Here is a 16,689-nt window from a genome sequence, read left to right as displayed (position 1 = left end):
GCCCGCCCCGGCCCCCGCCGCCGAGGCCCCGGCCCCGGCACCCGCCCCGGCCGCCGCCCCGGCGGGCGGTGCCGAGGGCACCGACGTCGTGCTGCCCGCCCTGGGCGAGTCGGTGACCGAGGGCACGGTCACCCGCTGGCTGAAGGAGGTCGGCGACTCGGTCGAGGCCGACGAGCCGCTGCTCGAGGTCTCCACCGACAAGGTCGACACCGAGATCCCGGCCCCGGCCTCGGGCACCCTGCTCGAGATCCTGGTGGCCGAGGACGAGACCGCGGAGGTCGGCGCCAAGCTGGCCGTGATCGGCGCCGCCGGTGCCGCTCCGGCCGCCGCGCCCGCCCCCGAGGCGCCCGCCCCCGAGGCGCCCGCCCCGGCCCCCGCCGCCGAGGCCCCGGCCCCGGCACCCGCCCCGGAGCCCACCCCGGCTCCGGCCCCGCAGGCCCCGACGGCTCCTGCCCCGCAGGCCGTCACCCCGGAGCCGGTCGCCCCGGAGCCGGCCCCGGCCGCTCCGGCGCCCGCCCCGGCCCCGGTCACCCCGGCTCCGGCCGCGGGTGACGGCGAGGGCGCGTACGTGACCCCGCTGGTGCGCAAGCTCGCCGCGGAGAACGGCGTGGACCTGGCCGCCGTCAAGGGCACCGGCGTCGGTGGCCGCATCCGCAAGCAGGACGTCATCGCCGCCGCGGAGGCCGCCAAGGCCGCCGCCCAGGCGCAGGCCCAGGCCGCCCCGGCGGCCGCGCCGAAGGCCGCCGCCGCGGCCCCGTCGCCGCTGCGCGGCCAGACCGTCAAGATGCCGCGGATGCGCAAGGTCATCGGCGACAACATGATGAAGGCGCTGCACAGCCAGGCGCAGCTCACCAGCGTGGTCGAGGTGGACATCACCAAGCTCATGCGGCTGCGCGCCCAGGCGAAGGAGGCGTTCGCCCAGCGCGAGGGCGTCAAGCTCTCGCCGATGCCGTTCTTCGTGAAGGCCGCCGTCCAGGCGCTGAAGAGCCACCCGGCCATCAACGCCCGGATCAACGACGACGAGGGCACCATCACGTACTTCGACGTCGAGAACGTCGGCATCGCGGTGGACGCCGAGAAGGGCTTGATGACCCCGGTCATCAAGAACGCGGGTGACCTCAGCCTCGCCGGGATCGCCAAGAAGACGGCGGAGCTGGCGAACAAGGTCCGGTCCAGCAAGATCACCCCGGATGAGATGTCCGGCGCGACCTTCACCATCAGCAACACCGGCTCGCGCGGCGCGCTGTTCGACACGATCATCGTGCCGCCGAACCAGGTCGCCATCCTGGGCATCGGCGCGACCGTCCGCCGCCCCGTGGTCATCAACCACCCGGAGCTGGGCGAGACGATCGCGGTGCGCGACATGACGTATGTGGCGCTCTCCTACGACCACCGTCTGGTGGACGGCGCCGACGCCGCCCGCTACCTGACGGCGGTCAAGGAGATCCTGGAGGCCGGCGAGTTCGAGGTCGAGCTCGGCCTCTGAGCCCTCCAGCCGGCACACGCCGGTACGGCTGACGGCGGCGCCCCCGCCCGGAGCGATCCGGGCGGGGGCGCCGCCGTTCGCCTGTCCGCCGTATTGTCATGTCGGTACCGTCCGATCAGTACCGTCCTAAGGAGTGCAAGGAGCGCCATGGTCCATCCCGTCGTCCACTCGCTGCGCGAGCAGATCCGCGAGCACATCGTGGAGGGCATCGTCAGCGGGCGCTGGAAGCCGGGCGAGCGGATCGTGGAGCGGCGGATCGCCACCGAGCTGGAGGTCAGCCAGACCCCGGTCCGCGAGGCCCTGCGTGAGCTGGAGACGCTGCGGCTGATCGAGTCGGCGCCCAACAAGGGCGTACGCGTCCGCAATCTGACCGCCGCCGACCTGGAGGAGATCTATCCGGTGCGGGCCGGTCTGGAGCAGATCGCCGCCGAGCTGGCCGCGCCCCGGCTGGCCGAGGACACCTCGGCGCTGGAGCCGGAGGTGGCGGCGCTGTACGAGGCGGACCGGAGGGCCGACGGGGAGGCGCAGGTGCGGCACACCGTGGCCTTCCACCGCGAGCTGGTGCGGGCCTCGGGCAACAGCGTGCTGCTGCACACCTGGGAGTCGCTGGGCATCGAGATCTGGACCACCCTGTCCATCCGCTGGCTCGGCACCCGTCAGGAGTCGTACGCCGAGGAGCACCAGGCCGTCGTGGACGCGTTCCGGCGGCGGGACCCGCGGGTCGCGGAACTCGTCAAGGAGCATGTGCTCGGCTGTGCACCGCGTGCCTGATTTCGCGGCACGGAATGCCAATTTCGCCTTTCGGAGAAGTTTTTCGGCTCAAGCACTTTGATCGATCATCGATCAGAATTTACAGTCATGGCATGACCGACCTCGTCAACGGAGGGATGGCGGCAGCCACCCAGAGCCACCCCATCCAGCAGCCCGCCCCCACGCAGCCCAGCGAGCTCGACCAGCTCCCGGACCGCGACCCCGAGGAGACCGCCGAGTGGGGCGCCTCCCTGGCGGCCGTCACCCGGGCCGCCGGACCGCACCGCGCCTCGTATCTGATGCGCCGCACGCTGGAGCACGCCGAGCGCGCCGGGCTGGGGCTGCCGCCGCTGCTCGAGACGGACTACGTCAACACCATCCCCACCGCCGCCGAGCCCGCCTTCCCGGGCGACGAGGCGATGGAGCGGCGGATCACCGCCTGGAACCGGTGGAACGCCGCCGCGATGGTCACCCGCGGCAGCCGGGACGGCCTCGGCGGACACATCGCCACCTTCGCCTCCGCCGCCTGGCTCTACGAGACGGGCTTCCAGCACTTCTTCCGCGGCAAGGAGGCCGACGGCAGCGGCGACCAGCTCTACATCCAGGGCCACGCCTCCCCCGGCATCTACGCCCGCGCCTTCCTCGACGGCCGGCTGACCGAGGCCCACCTGGACAACTTCCGCCGCGAGGCCGGCGGCTCCGGCCTGCCCTCCTACCCGCACCCGCGGCGGCTGCCCTGGCTGTGGGAGTTCCCCACCGTCTCCATGGGGCTCGGCCCGATCTCCGCGATCTACCAGGCCCGCTTCAACCGCTACCTCGCGAACCGCGGCATCAAGGACACCTCCAACTCCCACGTCTGGGCCTTCCTCGGCGACGGCGAGATGGACGAGCCCGAGTCGACCGCCGCGCTCGCCCTGGCCGGCCGTGAGCGCCTGGACAACCTCACCTTCGTCATCAACTGCAACCTGCAGCGGCTCGACGGCCCGGTGCGCGCCAACTTCAAGATCGTGCAGGAGCTGGAGGCGCAGTTCCGCGCCGCCGGGTGGCACGTGGTCAAGGCCCTGTGGGGCTCCGCCTGGGACGAGCTGCTGGCCGCCGACGCCTCGGGCGCGCTGCTGCGCCGGCTGCGCGAGGTCCCCGACGCCCAGTTCCAGACGTACGCGACCCGCGACGCCGCCTACATCCGCGAGCACTTCTTCGGCGCCGACCCGGAGCTGGCCCGGCTCGGCCAGGGCCTGACCGACGCCAAGCTCACCGAGTGCTTCCACACGTCCCGGGCCGGCCACGAGCCGCGCAAGGTCTACGCGGCGTACCGCGCGGCCATGGAGCACAAGGGCGCCCCGACGGTCGTCCTCGCCCAGACCGTCAAGGGCTACACGCTCGGCCCCGGCTTCGAGTCGCGCAACGCGAACCACCAGATGAAGAAGTTGACCGGCAAGGAGTTCCGCGCCATGCGGGACCTCCTGGAGCTGCCCATCCCGGACAGCGCGCTGGACGACCAGCTCGTCCCGTACGCCCACCCCGGCGCCGACTCGCCCGAGGTGCGCTACCTCCAGGAGCGGCGCGCCGCCCTCGGCGGGCCCGCTCCGGCCCGCAAGGTCCACCCGGTGGCCCTCCCCGAGCCGTCGGCGAAGCCCTTCGAGACCCTGGCCAAGGGCTCCGGCACCCAGGAGATCGCCACCACCATGGCGTTCGTCCGCCTGGTCAAGGACCTGATGCGGGACAAGGAGACCGGCCGCCGCTGGGTACCGATCGTCCCCGACGAGGCGCGCACCTTCGGCATGGAGTCGCTCTTCCCGACCGCCGGGATCTACTCGCCGCTCGGCCAGACCTACGACCCGGTCGACCGCGACCAGCTGCTCTACTACAAGGAAGCCGCGAACGGCCAGATCCTCAACGAGGGGATCACCGAGGCCGGTTCGATGGCCGACTTCACCGCCGCCGCCACGTCGTACGCGACGCACGGCGAGCCGATGATCCCCTTCTACATCTTCTACTCGATGTTCGGCTGGCAGCGCACCGCCGACCAGATGTGGGCGCTGGCCGACCAGCTCGGCCGGGGCTTCCTGATCGGCGCCACAGCGGGCCGCACCACGATGACCGGCGAGGGTCTCCAGCACGCCGACGGCCACTCCCACCTGATCGCCTCCACCAACCCGGCGGCGGTCGCCTACGACCCGGCGTTCGCGTACGAGGTCGGCGTCATCGTCCGGGACGGGCTGCGGAGGATGTACGGCCCGGACGCCGAGGACGTCTTCTACTACCTGACCGTCTACAACGAGACCAAGGTCCAGCCGCCCATGCCGGCCGGCGAGGGCGTCGAGGAGGGCATCCTCAAGGGCCTGTACCGCTACAAGTCGGCCGAGCCGGCGGACGAGGGCGCCCCGCGCATCCAGCTCCTCGCCTCCGGCACCGCCATCCACTGGGCCCTGGAGGCCCAGAAACTCCTCGCCGACGACTGGGGCGTGGCCGCCGACGTGTGGTCCGCCACCTCCTGGAGCGAGCTGCGCCGTGACGCCCTGTCCTGTGACGCGGCGCAGCTCAACGGTGAAGACCGGGTCCCGTACGTCACCCGTGCCCTGGCAGGCGCACCGGGCCCGGTCCTCGCCGTCAGCGACTGGATGCGCGCCGTCCCCGACCAGATCAGCCAGTGGGTCGAGCAGGACTGGTACTCGCTGGGCACGGACGGCTTCGGCCTCTCCGACACCCGCGAGGCCGCCCGCCGCCACTTCGGGGTGGACGCCCCGGCGATCGTGGTCGCCGCCCTGGACCGCCTCGCCCGCCGCGGCGAGGTCAAGCCCACGGCGGTGAGGGAGGCGGCCGAGCGCTACGGCATCTGAGGCGCGGCCGGGGCCGCGCCCCGGTCCCGGCTCCCGGCCACCCGCGCCCCCGCCCCGGCCCGGGGCGGGGGCGCGGCATGATGGGCGCATGCGCGCCGCCCGTCTGATCCGTCTCGTGCTGCTGCTCCAGTCCCGGCCCTCGATGACGGGGGCCGAGCTGGCCCGTGAGCTGGAGGTCTCGGAGCGCACCGTCACGCGCGACGTGGCCGCGCTGTCCGAGGCCGGGGTCCCGGTCTACGCGGACCGCGGCCGGGCCGGCGGCTACCGGCTGGTCGGCGGCTATCGCACCCGGCTGACCGGCCTGGGCCGTACGGAGGCCGAGGCGCTGTTCCTGTCCGGGGTGCCGGCCGCGCTGCGCGGCATGGGGCTCGCGGACGCCGCGTCGGCCGCCCGGCTGAAGGTCTCGGCGGCGCTGCTGCCCGAGCTGCGCGACGCCTCGGACACCGCCGCCCAGCGGTTCCACCTCGACGCCCCCGGCTGGTGGCAGGAGCCCGAGACGCCCGAGCTGCTGCCCGCGATCGCCGACGCGGTGTGGGACGACCGGCGGATCACCGCCCGCTACCGCCGCCGGGACACGGAGGTGGAGCGGGAGCTGGAGCCGTACGGCCTGGTGCTGAAGGCGGGCGTCTGGTACCTGGCGGCGCGGGCCGAGGGAGACTTCCGCGTCTACCGGGTGGACCGCTTCACCTCCGTCGAGCCGTCGGCCGCCCCGGGCCCCCACGGCCGCTTCGAGCGGCTGGCGGAGTTCGACCTGCCCGCGTTCTGGGAGGAGCGGGCCGCGCAGTTCGCCCGCTCGCTGCTGCGCGAGGAGGTCGTGCTGCGGCTGACCGAGGAGGGCGTGCGGCGGCTGCCCTATGTGACGGACCGTACGGCGGGGCAGGAGGCGGTGGCCGCGGCCGGGGCGGCCGGGGCGGCCGGGGGGCCCGACGGGCAGGGGCGGATCACCGTCACCCTGCCCGTCGAGTCGCTGGAGGTGGCGTACGGGCAGCTGCTGGCGCTCGGCCCGGAGGCGGAGGTGCTCTCCCCGCCGGAGCTGCGGGAGCGCTTCGCGGCGGCGGCCGCCCGGGCCGCGGACCTCTACCGGTAGTCCTCCACCGCGGCCTCCTTGCCGCCGCCGACGACGTCCCGGAAGTAGCCCATGGCGTCCGGCTGGGAGCCGTCCAGGTCGGTGAAGCCGTAGACCTTGGCCAGCTCTCCGCTGGAGACCGACGTGCCGGACCAGCGCGCCCGGTCCGGGTCCGCGGCGAGCGCCGCGACCGCCCGCCCGAGGTAGTGCGGCGTCTCGGCGATCGCGAAGTGCGGCTCCTTCTCAACGGCGTCGCGCCAGTTCTCCTCGGTCACCCCGAAGTGCTCCAGCATCTGCTCGGAGCGCAGCCACCCCGGGCTGATGGACACCGCCGTGCCGCCGAACTCCTTCAGCTCCTGGGCGAGCCCGTAGGCCATCCTGATGGGGGCGTTCTTGGTGACGTCGAAGAAGAGGTTCTCGCGGAAGGCCTTGTTGTACTCCTCCGTGCCGTCGGTCACCTCCACCACCAGCCCGCCCGGCCGCCGGACCAGCAGCGGCAGCGCGTAATAGCTGGTGATCAGGTGAGTCTCGACGCCGAGCCGGAGCATCCGCAGCCCGTTCTCGAGTTTCACCTCCCAGCTCTTCTTGTCGAAGGTGACCAGGTGCTCGCCGCCCCACACGTCATTGACCAGCACGTCCAGCCGGCCCTGCTCCCGGTCGATGCGCTCCACCAGCGCGCGCACCTGCTCGGGCTCCAGGTGGTCGACCGGCACCGCGATCCCCGTGCCGCCCGCCGCCGTGACCAGCTCCGCCGTCTCCTCGATGGTCTCCGTCGGCCGCCCGACCTCGCTGACCTTCTCCCTCGTGGTGCGCCCCGTCGCGTAGACGGTGGCCCCCGCCGCTCCCAGCTCCACGGCCATGGCCCGGCCGGCGCCCCGCGTCGCCCCCGCGACGAGTGCGACCTTGCCCGCCAGCGCGCCCTGTGTGCTCACGTACATACGTCCCTTCGGTGTACAGCTCGGCCGGATCGCTTCCGGCCCCTCGACCCTCGCAGGGAACACCGCCATCTTCTGTCGTCTTTTTCGGCGATTCCTTCTCGGTTCTCCGCCGCTCTCGCGGGCCGCTCCGGCGTGCGCGGGCGCACGGGAGGGCCGATCCTGGTCCCGTGATGGACGAGACGGAGTTCTGGGAGCTGGTCGACAGCGCTCGGGATGCCGCCGAGGGCGACCCCGAGGACCAGTCCGATCTGCTCGTCGAGCGGCTGTCGCAGCTCGACCCGGACGCCGTCCTGGACTTCGCGCGCCACTTCGAGGCCCGAGCCAACCGCGCCTACCGCTGGGACCTGTGGGGCGCGGCCCAACTCCTGCTGGGCGACGTCGGCGACGACGCCTTCGACGCCTTCCGCTACTGGCTGATCGGCCAGGGCCGGGAGGTGTTCGAGGGCGCGCTGCACGACCCGGACAACCTCGCCGAGCTGCTCGAGGACTTCGACGAGCGGGTGGACGGGGACTGCGAGGACCTGGGCTTCGCGGCGGACGAGGCGTACGAGCAGCTGACCGGCGCGGTGCTGCCGGACCTGGGCCTGCCGTCGCGGCCGGCCGAACCGGCCGGCGCGGTCGTCGACTTGGAGGACGGGCGGGCGCTGGCGGCACGGTTCCCCCGGCTGTGGGAACGCTTCCGCGCCTAGCTCACGGGGTTCAGCTCAGCCCTCGGGGTTCGGCTCGGCTCTCGGGGTTCGGCTCGGCTCTCGGGGTTCGGCTCGGCTCTCGGGGTTCGGCTCACAGGGCGGCGTACCTCACAGGGCGCGGCCCATGAACACGTCGTCCACGTACTCGCCCTCCAGCAGGAACTCGCCGGGCAGCACGCCCTCCACCGCGAAGCCCTCGGACTCGTAGAGCCGCCGCGCCGGGCCGTTGTGCCCGAGCACCCGCAGCGTGATCCGGACCGCCCCCTGGCGCCGGGCCTCCGCGCACGCCGCGCCGAGCAGCGCCCGCGCCACGCCCCGGCCGCGCGCCCAGTCGTCCACGACCAGACCCTGGATCTGGCGTACGTGCGCGTTGCAGGCCAGCGGGGTCGGGGCGACGAGGCGTATGTATCCCGCCGTGCGCCCCTCGGCCTCGGCGACGAGGAGGTGCTCGGGCCGGTTGCGGTCGCTGAAGAAGGGGTCGCCCGGACGGGGCGGCGGCTGTACGGAGTGCAGCGGCGACCAGGTGCGCCGGTCGAGATCGACGAGCGCGGTCTCATCGGCGAGGACGGCGGGTCTGATGGTCACATCGGACATGCCCGTCACTGTCCCATGTCGGCTCACCGGACGCCGCGTTGGGCCGCGTCCGGGCCCGCGCCGGGGCTCATGAGGGCGCCGCGTCGGCCCTCGGGTCCGACATCCCGCGCGCGATCGCGGGCAGGATGGCCCCATGCGTATCGCGATCACCGGCTCCTCCGGACTCATCGGCACGGCTCTGGTCCGCTCCCTGCGGGCGGACGGCCACGAGGTGGTGCGGCTGGTGCGGCGCGCGCCGGGGGCGGAGGACGAGGTCCGGTGGGATCCGCGACGGCAGTGGGTGGCCGCGGAAGGGCTCGTGGGCTGCGAAGCGGTGGTGCACCTCGCGGGCGCGGGCATCGGGGACCACCGCTGGACCGACGCCTACAAGAAGGAGTTGCGGGACAGCCGGGTGCTGGGCACCACCGCCGTCGCCGAGGCCGTGGCCTCGCTGGACACTCCGCCACGGGTGCTGGTGAGCGGCAGCGCGATCGGCTTCTACGGCGACACGGGGGCGCGCGCGGTGGACGAGAGCGCGCCCCCCGGCGACGGCTTCCTCGCGGATCTGTGCCAGGACTGGGAGGAGGCGGCCGCTCCGGCCCAGGAGGCGGGCGTACGGACCGTGTTCGCCCGCACGGGGCTGGTGGTGGCCGGGGAGGGCGGGGCCTGGGGGCGGCTCTTCCCGCTCTTCAGGCTCGGCCTGGGCGGCCGGATGGGCAGCGGCCGCCAGTACTGGAGCTTCATCGCCCTGGAGGACCACATCGCCGCCCTGCGCCATCTGCTGGCCACCGAGGACCTCGCGGGCCCGGTCAACCTCACCGCGCCCGAACCCGTCACCAACCGGGAGGTGACCGCCGCCATGGGCCGGGTACTCGGTCGCCCGACGCTGCTGTCCGTCCCCGCGCCCGCGCTGCGGCTCGCGCTGGGCGAGCTGTCCAACGACGTGCTCGGCAGTGTCCGGGCGGTGCCCCGGCGGCTGTTGGACTCGGGGTTCTCCTTCGCCCACCCGACGATCGAGCAGGCGCTGCGGGCCGCCCTCGCCGCGCGCGGCGGCCGGCGCTGACGCCGAGGCGGCGAGGGTCGGCGGCGTTTCGCAGGAGTGCTTTTCAGCAGGGCGTTTAGTAACGCTTTGGCGTCGTCCGGGAAAATGTGCGACCGCCGTGCGCCCATGCTCGGTCGATGCGCGTCTGGCATCGACCGTTTTTGTCCGTACTGTCGTGACGGGCCCAGGGCACCCGAGGTGCGGAATTTACGCATCCGGGCCGCCGGTCGGGGGCATCAGGCCCCTTAGCTACGCACCGACCTCGGGGAGGGCACGTGCTCACCAGCGCGCACCGCACGGACGTCGTCATCGTGGGAGCCGGCCTGGCGGGGCTGGCCGCCGCCCACCAACTGACCAGCGCGGGGGTGACGGTCACCGTGCTGGAAGCCGCGCCCCGCGTGGGCGGACGGATGACCACCGACCTGGTCGACGGCTTCCGGCTGGACCGCAGCGGCCAACTGGTCAACACCTCCTTCCCGGAGCTGCGGCACACCCCCGGGCTCGGCGAACTGGTGCTCCGCCCCTTCTCCCAGGGGGTGCTGGTGCGCGCCGACGGCCGCACCCACCGGGTCACTTCGGCCGGCGGGTCCGGCGGCCGGGGCACGAGGGGCGCACTGACCACGGCACGCGCCCTCGCCAGCGCCGCCCGTGCGCCCCTGGGCAGCGCGCTCGACCAGGCGCGGCTCGGAGCCGCCCTCGGCAGGCTCGCCGCCCTGCCCGCCGAGCGCCTCCTCACCCGCCCGGACCGACCCGTCGCCGAGACCCTGACCGGGCGCGGGCTGCCCACCCGTACGGTCGAGGGCTTTCTGCGCCCACTGCTCGTCTCGCTGCTCAGCGACCCGGAGTTGACCACCTCCAGCCGCTGCGCCGACCTGGTGCTGCGCGGCTACGCGCGGGGCCGGCTGTGCCTGCCCGCGGGCGGCGCCTCGGCCGTGCCGGAACTGCTGGCCGCGGCCCTGCCCCCGGGCACGGTCCGCACCGGGGTGCGCGCCGTGACGGCCTCCACCACCGCCGTGGCCACCGCCGAGCACGGCGAGATCGCCTGCCGCTCGGTGCTGGTGGCCACCGGCGCCCGCGCCGCCGCGGACCTGCTCCCCGGGCTGCGGCTGCCGTCCTTCCACCCGGTCACCGTGATGCACCACACCGCGGACCGCTCGCCGCTGCGCGAACCCGCGCTGGTGCTCACCGCCGGGGACCGCGGCCCGGTCGCCCACACCGCCGTCGCCAGCGAGGTCGATCCCTCGCGCACCCCGCCCGGTCGGGTACTCATCACCTCCACGGTCCTCGGCCCCGCCGCCGGCCTGCCGACCGCCGAGCTCGACCGGGCCGCCAGGGCCCAACTGGCCGCGGTCTACGGCACCTCCACGGTCGGCTGGGACCTGCTGGCCGCCCGCCACGACCCGTACGCGGTGCCCGCCATGCCCGCCCCCCACGACCTGCGGCGACCGGTTCGGCTGCTGTCCGGCCTGTATGTGTGCGGCGACCACCGCGACTCCAGCACCGTGCAGGGCGCCCTCGCCTCCGGCCGCCGCGCCGCCCGCGCGATCCTCCACGACCTCGGCGCCCTCCCGGCCGAGCCCTCGGCCCAGGACGCGGCGGCGGCCTGACCCCCGACCCCGGCCTGGTCCCCGACCGGCCTGGTCCCCGACCCCGGTCTGGTCCCCGATCCCGGTCTGGTCCCCGACCCCGGTCTGGTCCCCGACCCCGGCCGGTGGGCCGGGCCGGGCGGGGGTCAGCCGCGGCCAGCCCGCGCCCGGTCCCCGGCCGGCCCCACCGCCGCCAGGACCGTGCCCGCCAGGAAGCAGCCGGCGCCGACCGCGACCGACAGCCGCATCCCCGCGTAGAAACCGCCGGACGCCGCGAGGAGCGTGCCGAACAGCGCCACCCCGATCGCGCTGCCCAGCTGCCGCGGCGCGTTGAAGGCCCCGGACGCCGCGCCGCGCACCTCCTCCGGTGCCGCCTCCATCGCCGCGACGGTCGCCGAGGGCATGGCGAGCGACGTCCCGAAGCCGGCCGCCAGCAGGGCCGGGAGGAGCAGCCCGTACGGCGTGTGGGGCCCGGCCGCGCACCAGCCCAGCAGCCCCGCGGCGCCGATCAGCAGCCCGGCCACGACCGGGGCGCGGGTGCCGACGCGCGCGGCCAGCCGCCCGGACAGCGGGGAGCCGAGCGCCGCCATCGCCCCACGGGCAGCAGCGCCAGGCCCGTCCCCAGCGGGTCGAAGCCCCGGTGCCACTGGAAGTAGACGGTGGTGAGGAACAGCAGTCCGTAGAAGCCCAGGTTGAGCAGGACGCGCACGGCCAGGCAGGCCGGGAAGCGGAAGCCGGCGAACAGCCGCGGCGGCAGCGCGGGGGCCGCCGCCCGCCGCTCCAGCCTCCAGAACAGCGCGCCCGCGAGCGGCGCGGCCGCCAGGCAGCCCAGGACCAGCGGGTCGCCCCAGCCGCGGCCCTGGGACTGAGCCGGTCCGGCGCCAGCCCCGCCCCCAGCCCCCGGCCGGCGCCCGCCCTACCCGTACACCCGCCCCGCCCCGGCGCCCGTCCTGCCCCAGCGCCGGCCGGGGCCCGCCCTACCCCAACGCCGCCACCCGGTCCCGGTACCCCCGCACCGCCGCCGCGTCGCGATACGGCTCCAGCCGTCGCTCGAAGTCGCGCACGTAGTCCGCGGCCCGCGCCGACCGCATCTCCGCCGCCTGCTGCGCCGCCTCCGCGCCCAGCGCGCACGCCTGCTCCAGCTCGCCGAGGCCCAGCCGCGCCGTCGCCAGCACCACACGGCAGAACAGCCTGCTGCGCGCGTACGCCTTGCCGCGCAGCTGGAGGGAGCGCTCGGCGTGCTGCGCCGCGGCGCGGTACTGCTGCAGATCGCGGTGGCAGTGGCCGAACTCGTCGGCCAGCTGGGCCTCGTCGAAGAACCGCGTCCAGTACGGCGCCTCGTCCCCCGGCCGGGCGGTCTCCAGCGCCCGCTCGGCGCGGGCCAGCGAGGCGGTGCAGGCCCGGACCTCGCCGAGCACGGCATGGCCCCGGGCCTCCACCGCGTGCAGCAGCGACTGAAGGACGGGCGGGGCGCCGCCGCCGACGCCCTGCTGGGCCACCCGGGCCAGCTGGACGGCCTCCCGCCCGTGGCCCAGGTAGACGGCCTGGCGGCTCATCGTCACCAGCACATAGCTGCCGTACGGCCGGTCCCCGGCGGCCTGCGCGAGCCGCAGCGCCTGGACGAAGTACCGCTGGGCCAGGCCGTGGGCGGCGATGTCGTACGAGGTCCAGCCCGCCAGCCGGGTCAGATCGGCGATCGCGGAGAACAGTCGCCGCCCGATGGTCTCGCCGTAGGTGCCGCGCAGCATCGGCTCGCCCTCGTGCTCGAGATAGCGCACCAGTGCCTGCCGGGCGTGGCCGCCGCCGTAGGTCTGGTCCAGCGAGCGGAACAGCTCGCCCACCGAGCGCAGCGCGGCGATGTCCCCGGCCGTGACCCGGTGGCCCGGCACGCGCTGCCAGCGGTCGGCCTGCCGCTGCCGGGGCAGCGGCGGGCGGGCGGAGGGCGCGGCGGCCCGGCCGGGCGCGCCGGGGGCCCGCCCCGCGCCCGGGGCCGGGCGCGGCCGCGCCGCGCGCCACCTTGTCGTCGGGCCGGCCGATCAGCCAGTCGCGGCTGGGGACCACCAGGCCCGCCGGGGTGAAGGCGATCTTCCGCAGCTCCGCCTGGCTGCCGGAGTCCTTGCGCCACAGCCCGCTGACGATGTCCACGGCCTCCTGCGGGGTGGCCGCGAACTCCAGCCCGGCGTAGACCGGCGCACAGGCGTCGAGGCCCAGGTCCTGTGCCGTCAGCCGGCGCCCCAGGCGCCGGGTGAAGACCTCGGCGATCAGCGCCGGGGTGGTGCCGCGCGGCTGCTGTCCGCGCAGCCAGCGGGTCACCGATGTCTTGTCGTACCGCAGGTCCAAGCCGTGCTCCAGGCCGAGCTGGTCGACCCGCCGGGCGAGCCCGGCGTTCGAGAAGCCAGCCTCCGCGATGAGCGCGGCGAGCTGACGGTTGGGAATGCGCTGCGGGGGTCGTTCCGTCATCAGCCTGCCGGTCTCCCTGATCGTTTCGTGGAAACGGCGCGAATGTAGTAGCCGGTGGAGCGCTGATCGGCGCGGTCGCCCGGCATTCATCCGATCGTGTGAGGGTCGGCCGGGAGCGTCCGGCAGCCGATCCGGATGCCGGGGCCGGATCCGCCGGACGTACAGTGGCGGGGGCGCCCCGGGTGGGGCGCCGGAGCGCTGTACGAGGTCCGAAGGGATTGCCGCCGTGAGTGAGCTGCGCTTTGTCCATCTGGGTTTCGGGGCTGACGCCGTCGAGTACCAGGAGGCGTGGCAGGAGCAACGGCGGGTGCACGCCGCCCGCTTCGCGGACGAGGTGCCGGACACCTGCCTGCTGCTCGAGCACCCCCCGGTCTACACCGCCGGCCGGCGCACGGCCGACGACGAGCGCCCCCTGGACGGCACCCCGGTCGTGGACGTGGACCGCGGCGGCAAGATCACCTGGCATGGCCCGGGCCAGCTCGTCGGCTATCCGATCCTCAAGCTGCCGCGCCCGGTGGACGTCGTGGCCCACGTACGCCGTCTGGAGGAGGCGCTGCTGCTCACCTGTGCGGAGTTCGGCCTGGAGGCCACCCGGGTCGAGGGCCGCAGCGGGGTGTGGGTGCTGGGCGATCCGCTGGAGGAGCGCCGGGCGCTGGGCGGGCTGAACCTGGACTTCGACCCGCGCGTCGCCGACGAGGAGTTCGACCCGCGGCTGAGCGGCCCGGAGTACGCCCCGTCCAACGCCGGCCAGCGCCGCGAGGACCGCAAGCTCGCCCAGATCGGGGTGCGGGTCGCCAAGGGAGTGACCATGCACGGCTTCTCGCTGAACGTCAATCCCGACACCACCTGGTTCGACCGGATCGTGCCGTGCGGGATCCGCGACGCGGGGGTGACCTCGCTCTCGGAGGAGCTGGGCCGCGAGATCACCGTGGCGGAGGTGCTCCCCGTGATCGAGAAGCACCTGCGGGCGGTCCTGGAGTCCTCCGTACCGCTGCCGCGCGCGGTCTGACGGCCGCAGCCCGGTTCCGGGCGCCCGGGGAATGGGCCCTGGGGGTCAGCGGTCGCCCTGGGCGCAAGGGCGTACGAATGACGGGCGTACCCTGGGGTTCGCCGAAGATTCGATGCCCCGTCGGCCCCGCCGATCGCATCTCACGAAGCTCGCCAAGCACTAAGGAGTGCCGGACGTGTCCGCAGTCGCACCCGACGGACGCAAAATGCTGCGCCTTGAGGTCCGGAACAGCCAGACGCCCATCGAGCGCAAGCCCGAGTGGATCAAGACCCGCGCGAAGATGGGTCCCGAGTACACCGAGCTGCAGGGCCTGGTGAAGCGCGAGGGCCTGCACACCGTGTGCCAGGAGGCGGGCTGCCCGAACATCTACGAATGCTGGGAGGACCGCGAGGCGACGTTCCTGATCGGCGGCGACCAGTGCACCCGGCGCTGTGACTTCTGCCAGATCGACACCGGCAAGCCGCAGGCCCTGGACCGGGACGAGCCGCGCCGGGTGGCCGAATCCGTACAGGCGATGGAGCTGAAGTACGCGACGGTCACCGGGGTCGCCCGCGACGACCTCGAGGACGGCGGCGCCTGGCTCTACGCGGAGACCGTCCGGCAGATCCACGCGCTGATGCCGGACACCGGCGTCGAGCTGCTGATCCCGGACTTCAACGCGGTGCCCGAGCAGCTCGCCGAGGTCTTCTCCGCCCGCCCCGAGGTGCTCGCGCACAACGTGGAGACCGTCCCGCGGATCTTCAAGCGCATCCGCCCCGCCTTCCGCTACGAGCGCTCGCTCGAGGTGATCACCAAGGCGCGCGAGGCGGGCCTGGTCACCAAGTCCAATCTGATCCTGGGCATGGGCGAGGAGCGGGCGGAGATCAGCCAGGCGCTTCAGGACCTGTACGACGCGGGCTGCGAGCTGATCACGATCACCCAGTACCTGCGGCCGACCGTCCGGCACCACCCGGTGGACCGCTGGGTCAAGCCGCAGGAGTTCGTGGAGCTGAAGGAGGAGGCCGAGGAGATCGGCTTCGCCGGTGTCATGTCCGGCCCCCTCGTGCGCTCCTCCTACCGGGCGGGCCGGCTCTACCAGCAGGCGATCGAGAAGCGCGGCAGCGCGGTGGCCGCGCAGGCGGTGTGACCAACACGCTGTGTGAGTACGGGCACATCCCACCCGCCGCACCTCGGCGATCCCGCAGGTCAGGGGTGGGATGGGCGCCGCTTCAAGGCTTCATCGGTGTTTGACCGGCCGGTCACGCACTGGTAACACCTTTGGGTAACGATTAAGCCACGCAACGTTTTGCGTTCGCTTCGATCATCACGCCGCTCCCGAGGGGGACCCATGTCGGCCGCGCCTGTCCGTCCGCCGTCCGTCACCGACGCACTGCTCGTCCTGGAGGGTCTGCTGCTGGGCGGCGGTCAGCGCACCGCCCGCCGCAACGCCTGGACCGCGGTGCTGGAGGACCGGCGCCGCGCGAAGGACCGTCACGAGGCCGAGCACGTCCTGGAGGCCGTGTCCGCCGGGGCTTCCCAGGCCACGTAAACTTCGCTGTATGGCGAGGAAGGAAACATCCGAGAATCCGGGGCGACTGAAGCAGATCGCCCTGACCTACAAGATGACCAAGAAGGTCGACTCCAAGGTCGGTCTTGTCGTCGCCGCGGTGGGAATCGTCACTTTCGGTGTCTTCCTCGCCTTCGGCTTCTGGATCGACCACCCGATCTTCCTGGGCATCCTGGGCTTTGTCCTGGCCTTCCTCGCGATGGCGATCGTTTTCGGCCGCCGTGCCGAGCGGGCGGCCTTCGGACAGATGGAGGGTCAGCCGGGCGCGGCGGCGGCGGTGCTGGAGAACGTGGGCCGTGGCTGGTCGGTGACCCCCGCGGTGGCGATGAACCGCAACCAGGACGTCATCCACCGGGCCGTCGGCAAGGCGGGCATCGTGCTGGTCGCCGAGGGCAACCCGAACCGGCTGAAGTCCATGCTGGCCGCGGAGAAGAAGCGGATGGCGCGCATCGTCGCGGACGTGCCGGTCCACGATGTGATCGTGGGCACCGGCGAGGACCAGGTGCCGATCAAGAAGCTGCGCACCAAGCTGCTGAAGCTGCCGCGGGTGCTGCCCGGCGCGCAGGTGACGGTGGTCAACGACCGGCTGCGGGCGCTGGGTGACCTGATGAGCAACATGCCCATCCCGAAGGGCCCGATGCCCAAGGGGATGCGGATGCCGAAGGGTCGCTGAGGCTCCCGCGCATCACTGGGCGCGTACCGAC

The 16,689-nt window shown here is 73.9% G+C and carries 15 protein-coding genes and 1 pseudogene; 12 read left to right on the top strand and 4 right to left on the bottom strand.

Annotated elements, in window-relative coordinates; all coding sequences use genetic code 11:
* The 4 genes from sucB to ABFY07_RS40065 all read left to right on the top strand — a co-directional run.
* Window positions 1-1,486 (top strand): 2-oxoglutarate dehydrogenase, E2 component, dihydrolipoamide succinyltransferase (sucB, locus tag ABFY07_RS40080; RefSeq protein WP_346179187.1); only part of this gene is annotated, 1,486 nt, incomplete at its 5' end.
* Between the two features lie 147 nt (window positions 1,487-1,633).
* Window positions 1,634-2,257, top strand: coding sequence for a GntR family transcriptional regulator (locus ABFY07_RS40075; protein ID WP_065958650.1), 624 nt, complete (start codon window positions 1,634-1,636; stop codon window positions 2,255-2,257).
* A 116-nt stretch (window positions 2,258-2,373) separates the two neighbouring features.
* A complete protein-coding gene (aceE, locus tag ABFY07_RS40070; protein WP_346179190.1) occupies window positions 2,374-5,076 on the top strand; it encodes a pyruvate dehydrogenase (acetyl-transferring), homodimeric type in 2,703 nt (900 codons plus the stop codon).
* A gap of 88 nt (window positions 5,077-5,164) precedes the next feature.
* Complete coding sequence (locus tag ABFY07_RS40065; protein ID WP_346179186.1) at window positions 5,165-6,163, top strand: helix-turn-helix transcriptional regulator; 999 nt, start codon at window positions 5,165-5,167, stop codon at window positions 6,161-6,163.
* Here the strand turns inward: ABFY07_RS40065 and ABFY07_RS40060 are convergent.
* Window positions 6,154-7,080 (bottom strand): SDR family oxidoreductase, encoded by a 927-nt coding sequence (locus ABFY07_RS40060; RefSeq protein ID WP_346179185.1) that lies wholly within the window; start codon window positions 7,078-7,080, stop codon window positions 6,154-6,156. The two genes, ABFY07_RS40065 and ABFY07_RS40060, sit on opposite strands and share 10 nt — an antisense overlap.
* A gap of 170 nt (window positions 7,081-7,250) precedes the next feature.
* On the opposite strand from ABFY07_RS40060, the gene ABFY07_RS40055 reads away from it, so the two are divergent.
* A complete protein-coding gene (locus ABFY07_RS40055; RefSeq protein WP_346179189.1) occupies window positions 7,251-7,769 on the top strand; it encodes a DUF4240 domain-containing protein in 519 nt (172 codons plus the stop codon).
* A 108-nt stretch (window positions 7,770-7,877) separates the two neighbouring features.
* Here ABFY07_RS40055 and ABFY07_RS40050 read toward each other — a convergent pair whose 3' ends face one another.
* Window positions 7,878-8,363: a GNAT family N-acetyltransferase gene (locus ABFY07_RS40050; RefSeq protein WP_346179184.1), complete on the bottom strand. Its 486-nt coding sequence runs from the start codon at window positions 8,361-8,363 to the stop codon at window positions 7,878-7,880.
* A 133-nt stretch (window positions 8,364-8,496) separates the two neighbouring features.
* On the opposite strand from ABFY07_RS40050, the gene ABFY07_RS40045 reads away from it, so the two are divergent.
* The gene (locus tag ABFY07_RS40045; RefSeq protein ID WP_346179183.1) at window positions 8,497-9,405 is read left to right on the top strand and encodes a TIGR01777 family oxidoreductase; all 909 of its coding nucleotides are present in this window, start codon (window positions 8,497-8,499) and stop codon (window positions 9,403-9,405) included.
* Between the two features lie 254 nt (window positions 9,406-9,659).
* Window positions 9,660-10,991 (top strand): NAD(P)/FAD-dependent oxidoreductase, encoded by a 1,332-nt coding sequence (locus tag ABFY07_RS40040; RefSeq protein WP_346179182.1) that lies wholly within the window; start codon window positions 9,660-9,662, stop codon window positions 10,989-10,991.
* Between the two features lie 125 nt (window positions 10,992-11,116).
* Here ABFY07_RS40040 and ABFY07_RS40035 read toward each other — a convergent pair whose 3' ends face one another.
* The gene (locus ABFY07_RS40035) at window positions 11,117-11,560 is read right to left on the bottom strand and encodes an MFS transporter (RefSeq protein WP_346179181.1); all 444 of its coding nucleotides are present in this window, start codon (window positions 11,558-11,560) and stop codon (window positions 11,117-11,119) included.
* Window positions 11,561-11,662: 102 nt separating this feature from the next.
* On the opposite strand from ABFY07_RS40035, the gene ABFY07_RS40030 reads away from it, so the two are divergent.
* A complete protein-coding gene (locus ABFY07_RS40030; RefSeq protein WP_346179180.1) occupies window positions 11,663-11,839 on the top strand; it encodes a hypothetical protein in 177 nt (58 codons plus the stop codon).
* A 108-nt stretch (window positions 11,840-11,947) separates the two neighbouring features.
* On the opposite strand, the pseudogene ABFY07_RS40025 reads toward ABFY07_RS40030, so the two are convergent.
* A pseudogene (locus ABFY07_RS40025) lies at window positions 11,948-13,430 on the bottom strand (regulator).
* Window positions 13,431-13,656: 226 nt separating this feature from the next.
* On the opposite strand from ABFY07_RS40025, the gene lipB reads away from it, so the two are divergent.
* The 4 genes from lipB (at window position 13,657) to ABFY07_RS40005 (ending at window position 16,658) form a co-directional block, all read left to right on the top strand.
* Window positions 13,657-14,439 (top strand): lipoyl(octanoyl) transferase LipB, encoded by a 783-nt coding sequence (gene lipB, locus ABFY07_RS40020; protein ID WP_346179179.1) that lies wholly within the window; start codon window positions 13,657-13,659, stop codon window positions 14,437-14,439.
* A gap of 175 nt (window positions 14,440-14,614) precedes the next feature.
* Window positions 14,615-15,565, top strand: a complete 951-nt coding sequence (gene lipA / locus ABFY07_RS40015; RefSeq protein ID WP_346179178.1) for a lipoyl synthase — start codon at window positions 14,615-14,617, stop codon at window positions 15,563-15,565.
* Between the two features lie 201 nt (window positions 15,566-15,766).
* The gene (locus ABFY07_RS40010; RefSeq protein WP_065958661.1) at window positions 15,767-15,967 is read left to right on the top strand and encodes an SCO2195 family GlnR-regulated protein; all 201 of its coding nucleotides are present in this window, start codon (window positions 15,767-15,769) and stop codon (window positions 15,965-15,967) included.
* 10 nt (window positions 15,968-15,977) lie between these two features.
* Complete coding sequence (locus ABFY07_RS40005) at window positions 15,978-16,658, top strand: DUF4191 domain-containing protein (RefSeq protein WP_065958662.1); 681 nt, start codon at window positions 15,978-15,980, stop codon at window positions 16,656-16,658.
* The last annotated feature ends 31 nt before the right edge of the window (window positions 16,659-16,689 follow it).

It is taken from the genome of Streptomyces sparsogenes subsp. cuspidosporus, from assembly GCF_039532705.1.
In the GTDB taxonomy this organism is placed as follows: Bacteria; Actinomycetota; Actinomycetes; order Streptomycetales; family Streptomycetaceae; genus Streptomyces; species Streptomyces sparsogenes.
This window is presented reverse-complemented; position numbering and strand designations above follow the sequence as displayed.